Raw genomic sequence first — 17152 nt, 5'->3', positions numbered from 1 at the left:
CTTATCTCCAGGACCAGCGTTCGGCCCCTATGAGCGTCGATTTCAGGAAGCTGAAGAGCTTTGTCAAAGTCGTTGACGCCGGCAGCGTTTCGCGCGCCGCTGGCCTGTTGCGGACGGCACAGCCCGCGTTGTCGCAGCAGATCGCGGCCCTCGAGACGCACTTCAAGCACAAGCTGCTTCTGCGCAGCAATCACGGCATCGTCCCGACCGAAGCGGGCCTAATCCTCTACCGCCATGCGCAATTGCTGCTGAAGCAGATCGAGCAGGCGCAGATCGATATCGATCAATCGACCAAGGCGCTGGCTGGGCGGGTCTCGATCGGGCTTGCGACCTATTCGGCGTCGAGCACGCTGTCGCTGCCGATCTTGAAGGAGATGTCGGCGCTACATCCGCAGATCGTCGTCCATATCAACGACAGCTTTGGCCATGTATTGAGCGAGCTGATCATGACAGGCAAGATGGACATGGCCATGATCTATGGCTCGGGTCCAATTAAGGGCGTCAAGCTGCAGCCGTTATTCCGCGAGGAGCTATATCTGGTCTCGCGCGCGGAGCCGTCGGCGAAAAAGCCGACGGACGAGCCGCTGCCGCTATCGGCGCTGGCCGACGTCAAGCTGCTGCTGCCGAGCCAGGGACATTTCCTGCGACGGCTGATCGACGAATCGCTGGCGCGGGCGAGGGTGACGCCGAACGTCGCCTCCGAGATCGAATCCGTTTCCGCGCTCGGCGCAGCCGTGACCGAGGGGCTCGGCTCGACCATCCTGCCGGCTTCGGTCGCCGCGACCGCGTCGAGCTTTGGCGGTGTCGAGGTGCGGCGGCTGGTGCGTCCCGCGATCGAGGCGACGGTGTCCCTGTGCGTCTCCGACCATCTGCCCTTGTCGGAGCCTGCGCTCGCCACGCGATCGGTACTTTTGACCGTGGTCGAGAAGCTGATGCGCAGCCATCCGCAGGGAATCAAAGCGGTCTAAGGAATACCGCTGGAGGTCGAAGCTCGCGCACCGGCATGCGCAGCGGCTGCATCGCGCCGGTTTCGCTAGGCCATAAACAAAACCTATGGCGGCAGACAGGAGTTGTGGTGGTCGGCCGCGACCGCATTTCCTACGCTCGAAGACAATCGCTTCGAGGACAAAGATGGCCAAGCTCGCATTCGATACCGGGGGAACTTTCACCGATTTCGCGCTGCTCGACGACAAGGGCGAACTGCATCTCCACAAGGTGCTGAGCACACCCGCTAATCCGGCCGAGGCCGTGGTTCGAGGTGTGTCCGAGCTGCTCGAACAATTCGGAGACGACGTCGATCTCGACGGGCTTCAGGTGCTCGGTGCCACCACCGTGGTCACCAATGCCGTGCTCGAACGCAAGGGTGTCAAGACCGGCTTCATCTCGACCGCCGGCTTCCAGGACATGCTGCGCATCCGTAACGAGGGACGTTACGACCTCTACGATCTGAACTTGAAATACCCGGACCCGCTGGTCACGCGCGCCAACAGCTTTGGCGCCGTCGAGCGCATCGCCGCCGATGGCGAGGTCATCACCGCGCTGGAGGAGGACACGGTCCGCGAGATCGCCGGCCGGTTGCGCGAAGAGGGCATCAAGTCCGTCGCCGTCTGCCTGCTGCACGCTTACAAATACCCGACCCACGAGCAGCGCATCGCGGCGCTGCTGCGCGAAGAGGACCCTGACATCTTCGTGTCGCTGTCGTCCGAGGTCTGCCCGGAGGTGCGCGAGTTCGACCGCGCCTCGACCACAGTCGTCAACGCCTACACGCGGCCGCAGATGTCGGGCCACGTCGCCCATCTCGAACGCGAATTCGCCGCGAAGGGTATCAATCGCCAAGTACTCTGGATGACCTCGTCGGGCGGCCTCGTGCCGAGCAGCCGCGCCGCCGAATTGCCGGTGCGCCTGATCGAATCCGGGCCGGCTGCAGGCGCGGTCGCCGCCGCCGAATTCGGCCGCATTGCCGGGGAGGGCAGCGTGCTGTCCTTCGACATGGGCGGCACCACCGCAAAGCTATGCCTGATCCCGAACGGCGAGCCGACGGTCGGCACGGATCTCGAGGTTGCCCACTATCATCGCTTCCGCAAAGGCTCGGGCTTCCCCCTAAAAATACAGTCGATCCGCATGATCGAGATCGGCGCTGGCGGCGGCTCGATCGCGGCGAAGAACCCGCTCGGTTTGCTCGATGTCGGGCCGCGGTCGGCCGGTGCGATGCCGGGACCGGCTGCGTACCAGCGCGGCGGCACCGAGCCGACCGTGACCGATGCCGATATCCTGCTCGGCTATATGGGGACCGAATCCTTCGTCGGAGGCTCGTTCAAGGTGTCCAAGGATGCGGCGCAGGCGGCGATGACGAAGCTCGCTGCGTCCCTCGATGTCAGCGTGCCGCGCTGCGCCTTCGGCATCCACGACCTCGTCAACGAATCCATGAGCAAGGCGGCCGCGGTGCATGCGACCGACCTCGGTGTCGATCCGCGCAGCCTGCCGATGGTCGCGTTCGGCGGCGCCGGTCCCGTGCATGCCTATGGCATCGCGCGCAAGCTCGGCATCAAGCGCATCATCTGCCCGACGGGCGCCGGCGTCACCTCGGCGATCGGTCTGCTGATCGCTCCGGTCGCGGTCGATCTCTCCGCGAGTTTTCCGATGCAGGTCGATAATTGGGATTTTGCTGCGATGGATCGCCTGCTCGGCGATCTCGCCGCTCAGGGCGCGGAGGTCGTCCGCGCCGCCGGTGTTGCGCCGGAGACGATCACCAACACCTATACCGTCGATATGCGTCACGTCGGCCAGGGCCACGAGATCACGGTCGCGCTGCCGGATCGAAGCCTGCCGCCCAGGCAGTTCCACGAAGAGCTGCTCGGCAACTTCTACAAGCTCTACCGCGAGCTGTTTGGACGCATTGTTGCAGGCTCATCGGTCGAGGTGATCACCTGGCGCCTCCGCTCCAGTGGTCAAAAGGATCAGGTGACCCGCCCGCACACGCGACATGCCGCCGAGGCCAAGAAAGGCACGCGTTCCGTCTATTTCAGCGAGCGCAATGGTTTCGTCGAAACGCCGGTCTATGATCACTACAAGCTGCCGGTCGGCGAGGAGATCAAGGGACCGGCGATCGTGGAGCAGCGTGAGTCGACCGCGGTCGTGGGACCGAGTGGCGCCGCTCACGTCGACATTAACGGAAACCTCGTGATCAACATTGCCTAAGGACGACGCCTCATGTCCGTGAACGCTGCCGATTTCAACGATCCCATCAATCTCCAGGTGATGTGGAATCGCCTGATCTTCATCGCCGACCAGGCCGACATCGTGCTCGGCCGCACCGCCTTCTCGCCGATCGTGCGCGAGAACCACGACTATGTGACCGTGCTGCTCGACAGCCGCGGCCGCGCGCTCGCTCAATGCACCTGGTCAATCCCGGTCTTCATCACCTCGCTGCCGGTGGCCGCGCAAAAATACTTCCTGCCGAAGTTTCCGGCCGAGACCCTGGAAGAAGGCGACGTACTTGCCACCAACGATCCCGAGATCGGCACCGGCCATCTTCCTGACGTGACGATGATCACGCCGATCTTCAAGAACGGCAAGGTCGTGGCCTATGCCGGCTCGATCGCGCATCTGCCCGACATCGGCGGCGCTCCCCTGCATTCCGAAGCCAGCGACATCTTCGAGGAGGGCATCCGCTTCCCGATCGTGAAGCTGCACAAGGCCGGCGTTCCCAACCAGGATGTGCTCGACATCATCGCAGCTTCCGTTCGGCTGCCGACCGAAGTGATGGGCGATCTCGAATCCATGGTCGCCGCCAACAATGTCATGGGCCGCGAACTGGTGAAATTCCTCGACGAGTATGATCTCGATGGTATCGACGAACTGGCCGATGCCATCCACACGCGATCCGAAGCGCAGACGCGGCGGGCGATCCGGCAATGGCCGAACGGGACCTATCGCGCCGAGGTGCTGCTCGACGGCTATGACACGGATGTGACGCTCAAGGCGGCCGTGATCGTGCGCGACGATTCCGTTCACGTCGATTACGCGGGAACGTCCGCGCAGATTCTTCACTCGATCAACTGCCGGACCAATTATCGCTACGCCCATTCGGTCTACGCGCTGAAGTGCCTGCTCGACCCGGATACACCGAATAACGAGGGCTGCATCACGCCGATCACTGACGAGGCGCCGCTCGGCTCGATTCTCAATCCAGAGGAATGGACGGCGGGCAATTCGCGCAACCTGATCGGGCATGTCATCCCGTCGCTGATTTTCAAGGCGTTGGAAGGCGTGGTGCCGGACAAGGTGATGGGCGACAGCGGCGGCGCGCCGATCTGGGCCGCCAACTGCGTCGGCCGGCGCGACGACGGCACGCAATACGGCTCGGTGCAGAATTTCCATGGCGGACAGGGTGCGCGCGCCGAACTCGACGGTCTCGATACGCTGAGCTTTCCGTCCAACTGTAAGGTCACGGCGATTGAGATGTTCGAGATTGCCGTCCCCGCGCTCACCGAGTGCAAGGAACTCATTCCGGACTCTGGCGGTGCTGGGAAGAGCCGTGGCGGGCTCGGCCAGCGCGTCGTGCTGCGCAATCGCGGGCGCAACCCGATGAACGTCTATCTGGCGTCCGAGCGTGTGCGCCATCCCTGTTTCGGCGTCGTCGGCGGCAAATCCGGCAGTGCCGGCAAGGTGTACAGGAACGGGGAGCCGCAATTTCCCAAGGGAAAGGTGGTCCTGAAGATGGGTGATCGCCTGGAGGTCGAGACGCCGGGCGGGGGCGGATGGGGGCGTACATCCGAGCGCACGGCGGCCTCGATCGAATTCGACCTTGCAGAAGGCTTGATCACGCCCGCGGCCGCGAGGCAGATTTACGGCTATCAGCGCTCAAACGTGGCGGCGACGGCCGCCGAATAGAGGAACCATGGGTCTGCTCGACGGAAAGATCGCGCTTGTCACGGGCGCGGGAACGGGGATCGGGCGCGAGACCTCGATCTTGCTGGCTGAGGCCGGCGCAACGGTCGTGCTGACCGGCCGCCGGATCGCGCCGCTTCAGGAAGTCGTGGCAGTGATCGAGAAAGCCGGCGGCAAGGCTGTCGTCCGCGCACTCGACGTGGCGTCGCGCGACGCGATCCTCGAGACGGTCGCTTGGGTCAAGGGCAATGTCGGGTCGATCGACATTCTCGTGAACAACGCCGGGAGTGCCAGCAAGGTGCTGAACGCGCGGTTCATCAGCGAGGCGGAGTGGAACACCACGGTCAACGTCAATCTCACCGCCGTGTTCAATCTGACGCAGGCCGTGCTGGAGGACATGATTGCCCGGAAGGAAGGCACGATCATCACGGTGTCTTCGCTGGCGGTCGTCAATCCGAACCTGCTCGGGGGAGCCGCCTACGGCGCGGCCAAGGCCGGCGTGAAGAATTTCATGACGTTCCTGCACAACACGTTTCGCAATCAGGGCATTCGCGCGACGACGATCCTGCCGGGCGAGACCGACACGCCGATCATGGATAGTCGCGCCCGCCCGCCTTTGGACAGCGAACGCGCCGTGATGCTCAATCCGCACGACGTCGCGCGCGCGGTCCTGCTCTGCGCGAGCCTGCAAAAGGGCGCGATGATCCCCGAACTGTACATCTGCCCGACTTTCATGCGCGATACATCCGCGGACATCGAGACGGCCCGCTGGGTCGGTGCGCCCGCGGGTCTCGCCGACAAGCCGAAGAGCTAGAGAAGAGGATATCCTATGAATGGAGCCAAGTTGCGCGAGCGCCTTGCCAAAGGTGAGGCGGTCACCATGCTCACGCCGCATCACTCGTCGTCGGGGCTGGCTGTCCGCCTGGTCGAGCTCGGTGCCGATGCCATCTTCGTCGATTGCGAGCACGGCACCTGGAGCTTTGAGGATGTGCGCGTAACCGCACAAGCGATCCGAGGGGCAGGCGGCGCCGCCATCGTCCGCCCGCATTCGCATGAGCGGCCACTCCTCATCCGCTATCTCAATGCCGGCGCCGATGGTCTCATGGTGCCGATGGTCGATACCGCGAACCAGGCGCGCGCCATCGTCGACGCGGTACGCTACGCATGCCCGGCCGATTATGAAAAGCGGCTCGTCATCGCCATGATCGAGACGCCCAAGGCGATCGACGACATCGATGCGCTGGTCGCCGTGGAAGGGATTGATGTCTTCTTCATCGGGCCCGGCGACCTCTCGCAGAACATGGGTTATCCGCCGGCGCCGCCGTTCGGGCAGCCGCGGCCGCAGGCCGTGATGGAGCGGGTTGCCTATGCCGTGAAGAAGATCCGCGCGGCCGGCAAGGTCGCCGGCACGCTTGTGACGTCGGACGAACTGCCCTCTCTGTTCGAGCAAGGTGTGCGGTATTTCTACATCCACTCCGATCCGTTCCTGCGTGTCGGTCTGGCCGGCGTCAAGAAGCTGCTCGCCCGCTGAACTCGGACGGACACCATGGCATTCGAATTGTTCAATCTCGCCGGCCGCCGTGCGCTGGTGACGGGATCGTCGCAAGGTATCGGCTTCGCGATCGCGCGCGGGCTCGCCGAGCACGGCGCCTCCGTGGTGCTGAATGGGCGCGATCGCGACAAACTGGATGTGGCCGCCGCGAGGGTCAGGGCCGGCGGGCACGACGTCGCAGTAACGAGCTTCGACGTCACCCGCGTCGAGGCCGTTCGCGGCGGGATCTCGCGCATTGAAGAGGCGATCGGTCCGATTGACATTCTCGTCAACAATGCCGGCATGCAGTTCCGCACGCCGTTGGAGGATTTCCCGGCGGAAAAGTGGGAAGAATTGCTCAAGACCAATGTGTCCAGCGCCTTCTATGTCGGCCAGGCGGTTGCACGCCATATGATCCCGCGCCGAAAGGGCAAGATCATCAACATCGCGTCGGTTCAAAGCGAGCTCGCTCGCCCCGGCATTGCGCCGTATACCGCGACCAAAGGAGCGATCAAGAACCTGACGCGTGGCATGTGCGCCGATTGGGCCAGGCACGGTCTCCAGGTCAATGCGATCGCGCCCGGTTACTTCAAGACTCCGCTGAATCAAGCGCTGGTGGACGATCCCCAGTTCTCGGCGTGGCTCGAAAAGCGGACGCCGGCGTCGCGCTGGGGCAATGTCGACGAGCTGATCGGCGCCGCCGTGTTTCTGTCTGGTGAGGCGTCGTCCTTCGTCAACGGCCATACGCTCTACGTCGACGGCGGCATCACGACCTCCCTGTGATCCCGGCGCTCCGTTGCACCCCAAACAACTCCATGGCCTTGCACCCGGCGGGAAAGGGTTCCGTAACATGCCGACCAAACCAGAAGTGCTGATGATCGGACCCTATCCCGCCTGGGACATGGCTGAGCTCGACGCGCGATATATCGTGCACAAACTCTGGGAGGCGGCAGATCGTGACCGCCTGATCGAGGCTAACGGCAGCACGATCCGGGCAATCGCAACGCGGGGCGAGCTGGGGGCGTCTGCTGACCTCATGAAGCGGCTGCCGGCGCTTGAGATTGTGACCTGCTATGGCGTCGGCACCGACGCCATAGATTTGACCCATGCTAGGGCGAATGGAATTCGGGTGACGAAGACACCGGACGTGTTGACCGCCGATGTTGCCGACATGGCCGTCGGCCTATTGCTGGCGGTCGCGAGAAAGATACCGCAGGCCGACCGCTTCGTGCGCGAGGGACATTGGACCAAGGGCAATATGCCGCTGGTGACCCGGGTCACCGGCAAGACCGCGGGCGTCGTCGGGATGGGCCGCGTCGGTGCGGCTGTCGCAAAGCGGCTCGCCGCGTTCGATTGCGAGATCGCCTATTTCGATGTTGCCGGGCGGGTGGATCTGCCCTACGCCTTCGTCCCGGATCTTGTGGAGTTGGCCCACCGCGCCGAGTTCCTCATCGTGACGCTGGCCGGTGGCGAGAGTACGAAAGGCATCGTCAACGGGCGTGTGCTCGACGCCCTCGGACCTGACGGCATCCTCATCAATGTCTCCCGGGGATCGACGGTCGACGAAACGGCTCTGCTTCGCGCACTCGAGGCCAAGCTCATCAAGGGCGCAGGCCTCGACGTGTTCTGGAACGAGCCGAATATCGATGAACGGCTCAGGTTCCTCGACAATACCGTGCTTCAGCCGCATCACGCCTCGGGCACGACGGAGACCCGGCGCGCCATGGGCAAGCTGGTCCGGGACAATCTTACAGCCCATTTCGTGGGCGCGGCTCTGATTACGCCCGTTATCTAGAGGCTGCCGTCATTCGACAAACGCCTGTTTTCGGGCTACGGCTCCAGTGGGATCAGACCCCGAAGCGGACGTCGGCATCGGTGGTTGCGCCTCCCGATTTCAACCTGCTCACCGATCGATTTGGCCGGCGGCGGCTTCTGGCGGACTACCGAGACCTGACGTTCCGAGTTAGGCGGCTCGCCGGTAAGAAAACAGCGCCTCCGCAATAGTGGGTTTTGCGATGTAGCGGACCCCCGCTACCAAGTCTGCGATTTTGTGCGCCAATCTACGATTTTCGACGATCTTGCGCTCGTGATGGCAGCGGGGTCATCAACGAAACTGCATTGGCCGAACTGGTCGGCTCTCGGGATCGACGGCGATTGTCGAAAGCGGACGCGCTTGTAGGTCTCAGGCATCTTCGTGCAGCCTGGTTGCTATCGCACGATAGCCTCGTAGCCACATATGATCGAAATCCAGGTCCATGGGCAGTGGTTGCGACGAAACGCGGGCGATGACGGTGGCGTTCGCAGGATCGATGTAGATCCACTGGCCGTGAATGCCGACTGCGGCGAAGGCGCTCTGGCTGCGATCGATCGTGTACCACTTGCTGCGATAGTTGCCGTTTGGAAAGACTTTCGTGAGGTCTCCGCGCGACCATGCCTCGGCATTGCCGTTCCGCCTGATATCGTCGATCCACCAGGCCGGCACTACCTGTCGCCCGTTGCTGACACCATGATTGCGCATCATTTCGCCGAAGCGCGCGAGATCGCGCAATGTAGCGCAGATGCCGCCGGCCACGCGCGCGGCGCCGCGGGAATCGGCGGTGATGTAGGCGTCGTGCTGTGCGCCCATCGGCTGCCAGAGGTACTGCGACAGGATCTTTGCGTAGGACATGCCGCAGGCGCGCTCGTAGACCCAGCCGAGCACGTCGGTGTTGGTCGACACGTAGTGAAAGGTCTGCCCGTGCGGAGTGCCGTTCGGCCGCAGCGTTTGCAGATATTGCCGCAGATGGGACGATGGAACGCCCGCATCCGGCGGCTCCCAGCCGGTCGACCGCCGATAGTTGATGACGTCGCCGTCGCGGGCCATGTAGTCCTCGTCGAAGCGGATGCCGACGCTCATGTCGAGCAGGTGCCTGACCGTGCAGCTGCCGCCATAGACCGATCTCTCCATTTCGGGGATGTAACGCGTGACTGGCGCATCCGGATCGAGCTTGCTGCACTCGGCGAGAATGCCGCCCAGCGTGCCGGCGATCGACTTGCTGACGGAGAAGATCAGGTGGGGCGTATCGGGCGCAAGACCGTTGGCGTACCACTCGGACACCACCTGCCCACGGTGCATCACGACGATGCCGTCGGTGTGGCTGGTGCGGAGTGCTTCGCTGAAGTTTGTCGTCTCGCCGCTTCGACCGGCAAAGACTACGTCCTCGAGATATCTCTGCCCAAAGGACAAAGTGGTCGGCTCCGGCGAGTGCGCGATGTTGGCTGTCGGCAACAATTCGCGAACGTTGCGGAACGCCCATGTGCTGAACGGATGCTGCCGCCAATTGGCGAGCGTCACCTGCTGATCCTCAGCGGGCGGGAAGGCGGACATGATGCGATGCGAATTCATTCCTGTTCCGTCTCGGGTTTCAGGCGAGGCAGTGTCACGATCTGATGCACCTTGCACGCTCGGCAATCAACCGGGTGGTGGAGGCCGGCGGCCGATGCCGTCACGCTGTCCAGTCAATCAACCCTTCGGTGGAGGCGCGGATCGGGCGGGAGCCGCGTTCGTTGCCGAGTTGAAGCCCGTGGTCCGGAAATTGCTTGACTAAGAGCGGTGCCTGTCCCAGCGTCGCCTGCGCGAGGACACGCCAGATGTCCGAAACGGAGTGGAATCGAGGAGGGTAGGCCATGCTGATGCTCATGGGCCGCTCGGACCCCGCAACGAGCGAAGCGGTGCATTTCGCGCAGTCAATGCTGGATGGTTCGGCGACGGCATTTTACGAGGTCGACGAGGGCTACAACCTCCGGCGCTTCCTGCTGTCCGGCATTCCGGAGCCGTTTCATCGGCAATATCTCGACGGCATGAGCGCATTCGACCCGCAGCATCCTCGTCACGCGGCCGGCCTTGCGGTGGCGCGGCTGAGCAAGACGATGGCCGGCCGGCAAGCCGGCGAGACGGCGCTCTACCGTTCGTTCCTGGATCAATGCGGCATCGTCGACATGATGGACTTCTTCTTCCGGCGCGACGACCAGATCGTCGCCGGCATGAGCGTGGCGTGGGACCGGGACGCGCGGATTCCCGAGGGCGCCGTGACCATGGCTCAGAAGATCCATCAGTATCTGCAGTTCAACCTGGTCGGCCGCGCGGCCGCGCCGGAGGACGGGCAGCGCTATGGCCTGACCAGCCGCGAAATGGACGTGGTGCGGCTGTTGTGCTGCGGCCGGACCAATCGCGAGATCGGCGAGTGCCTGAAGATCGGCCAGGCGACGGTGAAGACGCACCTGATCCACATCTTCGAGAAGCTCGGCGTCGAGACACGCTCCGCCGTGGTGGCGCTGATGGCGCGGCCGAACCAGCAGCCGCGGCTTTGTTGATCAGCCAGCCGCAAGCCCGTGGTCGATCGCGTTCGCGATCGTCCTGGCGTCATCGGCCGTGATGATCAGGGGCGGCGACAGGATGATGTTGCTGCCGGAGACGCGCACCATCACGCCGGCATTGTAGATCGCATCCGCGATCTTTCCGACACGCTTCTTGTCGAGCGCCTTCTTGCTGCCGCGGTCGACGACGAGCTCGAGCGCCGCCATCAGGCCCTTGCCGCGGACATCGCCGACGATCTCGTGCTTCTGCTTGAGCGCCGCGAGCGCCGCGTTGAGCACGGCGCCGGAGGCCGCGGCCCTGGCGTCGAGCTGCAGCCGCTTCGTTTCGGCAAGCGCGGCGATGCCGGCCGCGCAACCGACGGGATGACCGGAATAAGTGTAGCCGTGGCCGATCGAGCCGAAACTCGTCTCGTCGCTCTCGAAGGCCTCGGCGACCGTCTCGCCGATCATGGTGGCGCCCAGCGGGAAATAGCCCGATGTGACGGCCTTTGCGATCGTCATCATGTCCGGCTTGACGTCCCAGAGCCGCGCTCCGGACCAGGCGCCGGTGCGGCCGAAGCCGGTGACGACCTCGTCCGAGATCAGGAGGATGCCGTAGCGGTCGCAGATCTCGCGCACCAGTCGCATGAAACTCTCGTGCGGCACGATGACGCCGCCGGCACCGAGCACCGGCTCCATGATGAAGGCGGCGATGGTGTCGGCGCCCTGGAATTCGATCTCGTCGACGAGCGCATTGGCGCAGAGCTGCGCGAGCTTCGCCGGATCGGTCTCGTTGAAGGGATTGCGATAGGTCCAGGGCGAGGGAATGTGGTAGACGCCCGGCAGCAGCGGCTCGTAGTTGCGGCGGAAATTGGCATTGCCGTTGACGGATGCGCCGCCGAAATGCGTGCCGTGATAGCCCTTCTTCAGCGCCAGGAATTTGGTGCGGTCGCGCTGGCCCTTGATCTTCCAGTATTGCCGTGCGAGCCGCAGCGCGGTCTCGACGGAATCGGAGCCGCCCGAGGTGAAGAACGCGCGCACCATGCCTTCCGGCTTGAACCATTCGGTCAGCTCATAGGCGAGCTCGATCGCGGGTCCCGTCGAGACGCCGCGAAAGCCGGAATAATAGGGCAGCTCGCCGAGCTGGTCGGCGATCGCCTTCTTGATCGGATCGCAGCTATAGCCGAGCGTCACGTTCCAGAGACCGCCGACCGCGTCGAGCACGGCCTTGCCTTCGATGTCGGTGACGTGAATGCCTTCGCCCTTCATGATGATGCGCGGCGGATGGTCCTGCATGTCCTTGGGATGCGCCATCGGGTGCCAGATGCGGCGGGCATTGTTCTCGACCAGGAAATTGATTTCGCGCATGGATGGCTCCGCTAGTCGTCAATCGAAGGCAAGGCCGAGCATGTGCAGGGCCTGCCGGTAGGAGTCTTGGGGATCTCGAACGTCGAACCGGACGGTGGAGAGGCCGCAGGCGATCGCGCCCTTGATGTTGCGTTCCTGGTCGTCGACGAAGACGCAGGCCTGCGGCCCGAGCCCGAGGGCATCGCACACGGCGCCATAGGCGCGGGGGTCGGGCTTGAGGATCTCTGTATGGGTGGCGTCGACGATGACGTCGAAATGCGCAAGCAGCGGCAGCTTGCGCCGAAACTCCGCGCCGTAGAACAGGTCGAGCTCGTTGGAGAGAATGGCGAGCTTGCGGCCGGCGTCGCGCGCGATCCGGATGGCGCGTTCGGCCTCGGGGCGGATGACCAGCATCGGATCGGCGCCGCGCGCGCGCCGGACGAAGGTCTGCATGTCGTCCCAGTCCTCGCCGACGAGCCTGCCGACCTCGCGGCTGCGCGCCAGCCAGTAGTCGCGCTCGGATAATTCTCCGTGCTGCATCGCCGACCAGAGCGGATCGGTATCCTCGGCGAAAGGCCCGCGCCAGGTCAGCGTCCCCCTTGCCAGGCCGAGCGCGGCTTCGGTCGCATCGTGGGTCTCGAACAGGGTCTTCGAGATCACCCCGCCGAAATCCAGCACCAGCGCGCTTGCCGCGGGCGCGCTCATGTCTGTTCCACCGGAACTTTGCCGGCGGGAACGACGCCCTCGGCCACCCAGCGGTCGAAGATCGCGAGCACCTTCGCGACGAAACCCGGGTGGTTGATGTGGTCCTTGATCACGTGAAGCTCGACCGGCGGACGGATCGCGGCGCGCATTTCCGCGACGAAGGCGCCAAGGCCCTCGGGATCATGCAGCGGCTCGCCCACCTGGTCCCATTGCTGGATGCCGCCGGCCGGGAGCACGAAGGCAACCGGCGCCGTCGCTTCCGCAAGTTTCGCGGCGATGGCGCGCGCGATGCGGCGGCGATCGTCGGCACCGGAGGTCGCGGATGCGAGCAGGCGGTTGTGCGCATGGAACGGACGATCGGAGAGCTCGGCCGGCACCGGCAGCCAAGCCGGAAAATCCACCATGTCGATGGCGCCGGGCGCGACGATTTGCGGAATGCCGCTACGGCCCGCATTCATCAGGCGATCCGAGCCGGAATTCACCACCGAGCCCATCAACTGGTTGGCGACCTCCTGCAGGCTGAGGTCGAGCACCGCGGCAAATCCGCCATGCGCCGCGATCGATTCCATCGCGCGGCCGCCCATGCCGGTGGTGTGGAACACCACGACCTCGTAGCCGCGCGCCTCGAGCTGCGGCTTCAGTTCGACCATATAGCTGAGGCAGCTCTTGCCGAGCGAGGTCAGCGCCACGATCGGTCGCTCGGGCCGTGGCCTGATCGCGCCGCGGGCCGCGCCGACAATCGCACCGCAGGCCTGCGATAGCACCGCCGTGCAGGTGCCGTTGAGGCCGTAGAGGCCGCCGGCCCACAGGATCATCATCAGATCGGCGGCGATGCGTTCCGGGGGAATCAGATGGGAGAATGCGATCGTCGACACGATCAACTTGGGAAAGCCGAGCGGCAGCGCCAGCGCGACGTCGAGCGCGAGGTCGGTGCCCATGGTGCCGCCGATCGCGATCATGGCGTCGATCCGGCCGTCGTCGCAAAGTTGCCGCGTCAGCCGGGCGGCGCCGCGCGCCATCAGCGTCATCGACGAATTCTCGTCGCCGCTGGCGATCACGGCGGCGATCGTCGTGTCGGCCGCCGCGGCGACCGCATGTTTGTCGTGCGCAGCCTTGTAAGGGGGATCGCCCAGAACACTGATGTCCATCATCACGGTCTCGCCGCCGGCGTCAGCGATGCAGCGCTGCATGAACAGCAGTTCGTCCGATTTCGTATCGCCGGTGCCGATCAGCAGGATGCGCGGGCGTGTTCTGTTGGTCATGTCTTCGGAATGCCGGTGTCGGACAAAGGGACGCGCAACGGCGCATGCCTGCGCGCGGGGTGATTGTTGCAACCGACGTTATGGATTTGCTGCGGTGCATGACATCCACCTATCGGTGGATTGTGAGAAGCGACGCATCGAAGCTGAATGACGGGCATGATCGCGATCGGCTGCGCAGCCGTCGAGTCACCGTTTCATTCCGGGCTCTCTCATGTTGCAATCCGACATCGACGCGCTGCGAACGGCGGCGGTTTCCCCGCAGCAACACTTCATCGCAGGCGCCACGGTCGAGGGCGCAGGCAGCGGGCGGCTGGACGTGATCTCGCCCATCGACGGCAAGCGCCTGACGACGATCGCCGATGGCGACGCCGCCGACATCGATGCTGCCGTGCGGGCCGCGCGACGCGTCTACGACGACGGTGCCTGGTCGCGCGCAGCGCCTGCGGAGCGCAAGAAGATCCTGTTGCGGTTCGCCGAGCTCGTCGAGCGCCATGCGATGGAACTCGCCGTGCTCGGCGTGCGCGACAACGGCACCGAGATCGGCATGGCGTTCAAGGCCGAGCCGTTGTCGGCGGTCGCGACCCTTCGCTATTACGCCGAGGCGATCGACAAGGTCTATGGCGAGATCGCGCCCACGGGTCGCGACGTGCTCGGCCTCATTCACCGCGAGCCGCTCGGCGTGGTCGGCGTGATCGTGCCCTGGAATTTTCCGCTGATGATCGGCGCCTGGAAGATCGCGCCCGCGCTTGCCGCCGGGAATTCCGTGGTGGTGAAGCCGCCGGAAACCGCCTCGCTGACGCTGCTCCGTCTGGCGGCGCTTGCGAGCGAGGCCGGATTGCCCGATGGCGTGCTCAATGTCGTCACCGGGCGCGGTGCGACCGCCGGCGAGGCGCTGGCGCTACACATGGATGTCGACGTGCTCGCCTTCACGGGATCGGGCCCGGTCGGCCGACGGCTCCTGGAATATTCGGCGCGCTCCAACCTGAAGCGGGTCTATCTCGAGCTGGGCGGCAAATCGCCGAACGTCGTGTTCTCCGATGTCCCTGATATCAAGCAGGCCGCAAAAGTGTCGGCGAATGGAATCTTCCGTAACTCCGGGCAGGTCTGCGTCGCTGGCTCGCGGCTGCTGGTGCAGTCCGGCATCTACGATCAGTTCATGAGCGAGCTGCTTGCGGTGACCGGCAAGCTCAGGATCGGTGACCCCCTCGATCTCAGCTTCGATATCGGTGCGGTGAACAGCGAAGCGCAGTTGCGCAAGAATCTCGATGTCGTGCAGCGGGCGGAGGGGGCGGGCGCCGAGCGCCTGTGCGGTGGCGGGCGACTGCACGCGGAGGGTGGCGGCTACTACATGGCGCCGACGATCTTTGCCGGCGTGGGTCCCGGGATGAACCTGTGGCGCGAGGAGGTCTTTGGGCCGGTGCTCGCGGTGATCCGCTTCGAGGATGAGGAGGAGGCGGTGCGGCTCGCCAATGCGAGCGCGTATGGTCTGGCCGCCGCGGTCTGGACCGGGTCGCTCCGCACGGCGCACCGGATGGTGCGCGCGATCAATGCCGGTGTGGTGCACGTCAACACCTATGGTGGCACCGATGTGACGGTTCCCCTCGGCGGCTTCAAGCAGTCCGGCTTCGGCCGCGACAAGTCGCTGCATGCGTTCGACGAATATACCGACCGGAAAACCGCCTGGATTGCGCTGTGACGGTGGCAACAGAATTGCGCACGACGGCGCTCGACCGGTTGATCGACGGTGAGCAGGCGCGCTTCCTGCGCCTGCATCCGCGCTCCGCCGCGGCGTGGCGGGAAGGCCGGCGCCACTTCCTCTACGGCGCGCCGTCGCACTGGATGCGCCGCTGGGCCGGAGGATTTCCGATCTATGTCGACGCAGCGTGGGGGGCTCATCTGCGCGATATCGATCATCGTGACTACGTCGATTTCTGTCTCGGCGACACCGGCGCGATGTGCGGCCACGCGCCCGAAGCCGTGACGCGCGCGGTGACGCGGCAGATCGGGCGCGGCGCCACCATGATGTTGCCGACCGAGGACAGCCTCTGGGTCGGCGCCGAGCTGTCACGCCGGTTCGGTCCCCGCTACTGGACGCTGACGACGTCTGCCACCGACGCCAACCGCGCGGCCATCCGCATCGCGCGCATGATCACCGGAAAGACCAAGGTGCTGGTCTTCTCTGGCTGCTACCATGGTGGCGTCGACGAGGCGCATGTCGAGATCCGCGAGGGACGGATCGGCCTGCGTAACATGATCCATCCGAACGCCGTCGATTACGATGCCGTGACCAGGATCGTCGAATTCAACGACATCGCGGCGGTGGAAGCGGCGCTCGCCGCGGGCGATGTCGCATGCGTTCTTACTGAGCCCGTGATGACCAATTTCGGGATGATCCCGGTAGCGGACGGCTTTCATCGACGTTTGCGGGACGCGACGCGCGTAGCCGGCTCCGTGCTGATCATCGACGAGACGCATACGTTGTCCTGCGGACCCGGCGGCTACACCGCGCTCCACGGCCTCGAGCCCGACATCTTCGTCGCCGGCAAGGCGATCGCCGGCGGCATCCCTGCCGGCATCTTTGGTCTCGACCAGGCCATCGCCGAACGGCTCTGGCGGATCGTTCCCCCCGTCAATCCGCGGCATCGGCAGTCGGCGCATCTCGGCTTCGGCGGCACGCTGGCGGGCGGCGCATTGGCGGTTGCCGCCATGCGCGCGGTGCTGGAAGAGGTGCTGACGGCGCCGGCCTATGCCGGCATGATCGCGCATGCCGAGCGGCTGGCCGCGCGCGGCCGCGAGATCATCGCGCGAAACGATCTGCCCTGGCACGTGACCCAGATCGGCGCCCGCATCGAGATCATGTTCATGCCGGACGCCCCGCGCAACGGCGCCGACGTGATCGCCGGACGACAGCCCGAGCTCGAGACGTTGATGCATGCCTTTTACATGAACGAGGGCATCCTGATCACACCGTTCCACGGCATGTTGCTGACATGTCCGGCGACATCGTCGGCCGATGTCGATCGGCATGGCGAGGTGTTCGAGCGCTTTGTTCATCTGGCGAACGATGCGGGAGTGATCTGAT

Annotated in this window: 15 protein-coding genes; 10 read left to right on the top strand and 5 right to left on the bottom strand. The window is 64.7% G+C overall.

What is annotated here, in order from left to right; genetic code table 11:
- Positions 1–29: 29 nt before the first annotated feature.
- The 7 genes from nac to AC0WRY_RS20860 all read left to right on the top strand — a co-directional run bounded on the left by nac (position 30) and on the right by AC0WRY_RS20860 (position 8216).
- Positions 30–968 (top strand): nitrogen assimilation transcriptional regulator NAC, encoded by a 939-nt coding sequence (nac, locus tag AC0WRY_RS20890; RefSeq protein WP_194402660.1) that lies wholly within the window; start codon positions 30–32, stop codon positions 966–968.
- 163 nt (positions 969–1131) lie between these two features.
- The gene (locus AC0WRY_RS20885) at positions 1132–3198 is read left to right on the top strand and encodes a hydantoinase/oxoprolinase family protein (RefSeq protein ID WP_194402659.1); all 2067 of its coding nucleotides are present in this window, start codon (positions 1132–1134) and stop codon (positions 3196–3198) included.
- A gap of 12 nt (positions 3199–3210) precedes the next feature.
- Positions 3211–4893, top strand: coding sequence for a hydantoinase B/oxoprolinase family protein (locus tag AC0WRY_RS20880; protein WP_194402658.1), 1683 nt, complete (start codon positions 3211–3213; stop codon positions 4891–4893).
- 7 nt (positions 4894–4900) lie between these two features.
- Positions 4901–5704: an SDR family NAD(P)-dependent oxidoreductase gene (locus AC0WRY_RS20875; RefSeq protein WP_194402657.1), complete on the top strand. Its 804-nt coding sequence runs from the start codon at positions 4901–4903 to the stop codon at positions 5702–5704.
- Positions 5705–5719: 15 nt separating this feature from the next.
- Positions 5720–6421 carry an HpcH/HpaI aldolase family protein gene (locus AC0WRY_RS20870; RefSeq protein WP_194402656.1) on the top strand — a complete coding sequence of 234 codons (702 nt, stop codon included), beginning with the start codon at positions 5720–5722 and terminating at the stop codon, positions 6419–6421.
- 15 nt (positions 6422–6436) lie between these two features.
- Entirely contained in the window at positions 6437–7204 is a 768-nt protein-coding gene (locus tag AC0WRY_RS20865) for an SDR family oxidoreductase (RefSeq protein WP_194402655.1), read from the top strand.
- A gap of 67 nt (positions 7205–7271) precedes the next feature.
- Positions 7272–8216, top strand: a complete 945-nt coding sequence (locus AC0WRY_RS20860) for a 2-hydroxyacid dehydrogenase (protein ID WP_194408344.1) — start codon at positions 7272–7274, stop codon at positions 8214–8216.
- A 387-nt stretch (positions 8217–8603) separates the two neighbouring features.
- Here AC0WRY_RS20860 and AC0WRY_RS20855 read toward each other — a convergent pair whose 3' ends face one another.
- A complete protein-coding gene (locus tag AC0WRY_RS20855; RefSeq protein ID WP_194402654.1) occupies positions 8604–9806 on the bottom strand; it encodes a serine hydrolase domain-containing protein in 1203 nt (400 codons plus the stop codon).
- Positions 9807–9906: 100 nt separating this feature from the next.
- On the bottom strand, positions 9907–10101 hold the full coding sequence (locus AC0WRY_RS20850; protein ID WP_194402653.1) for a hypothetical protein: 195 nt from the start codon (positions 10099–10101) through the stop codon (positions 9907–9909).
- Between AC0WRY_RS20850 and AC0WRY_RS20845 the strand changes: the two genes are divergently transcribed.
- Entirely contained in the window at positions 10088–10774 is a 687-nt protein-coding gene (locus AC0WRY_RS20845; protein ID WP_194402652.1) for a helix-turn-helix transcriptional regulator, read from the top strand. The two genes, AC0WRY_RS20850 and AC0WRY_RS20845, sit on opposite strands and share 14 nt — an antisense overlap.
- Here the strand turns inward: AC0WRY_RS20845 and AC0WRY_RS20840 are convergent, their stop codons facing one another.
- The 3 genes from AC0WRY_RS20840 to AC0WRY_RS20830 are packed head-to-tail and all read right to left on the bottom strand — an operon-like array spanning position 10775 to position 14070.
- Positions 10775–12124: an aminotransferase class III-fold pyridoxal phosphate-dependent enzyme gene (locus AC0WRY_RS20840; protein WP_194402651.1), complete on the bottom strand. Its 1350-nt coding sequence runs from the start codon at positions 12122–12124 to the stop codon at positions 10775–10777. It abuts the gene before it with no gap.
- An 18-nt stretch (positions 12125–12142) separates the two neighbouring features.
- Entirely contained in the window at positions 12143–12808 is a 666-nt protein-coding gene (locus AC0WRY_RS20835; RefSeq protein ID WP_194402650.1) for an HAD-IA family hydrolase, read from the bottom strand.
- Complete coding sequence (locus AC0WRY_RS20830; protein ID WP_194402649.1) at positions 12805–14070, bottom strand: Tm-1-like ATP-binding domain-containing protein; 1266 nt, start codon at positions 14068–14070, stop codon at positions 12805–12807. Before AC0WRY_RS20830 ends, AC0WRY_RS20835 begins: the two co-directional genes overlap by 4 nt.
- 214 nt (positions 14071–14284) lie before the next feature.
- Here AC0WRY_RS20830 and AC0WRY_RS20825 point away from each other — a divergent pair, with 214 nt between their 5' ends.
- Both AC0WRY_RS20825 and AC0WRY_RS20820 read left to right on the top strand, forming a co-directional pair.
- Complete coding sequence (locus AC0WRY_RS20825) at positions 14285–15766, top strand: aldehyde dehydrogenase family protein (RefSeq protein ID WP_210347021.1); 1482 nt, start codon at positions 14285–14287, stop codon at positions 15764–15766.
- The gene (locus AC0WRY_RS20820) at positions 15763–17151 is read left to right on the top strand and encodes a transaminase (protein ID WP_194402647.1); all 1389 of its coding nucleotides are present in this window, start codon (positions 15763–15765) and stop codon (positions 17149–17151) included. The genes AC0WRY_RS20825 and AC0WRY_RS20820 overlap by 4 nt, the downstream gene beginning before the upstream one ends.
- Position 17152: the final 1 nt, after the last annotated feature.

This window comes from Bradyrhizobium sp. T-12, assembly GCF_058314695.1.
This window is presented reverse-complemented; position numbering and strand designations above follow the sequence as displayed.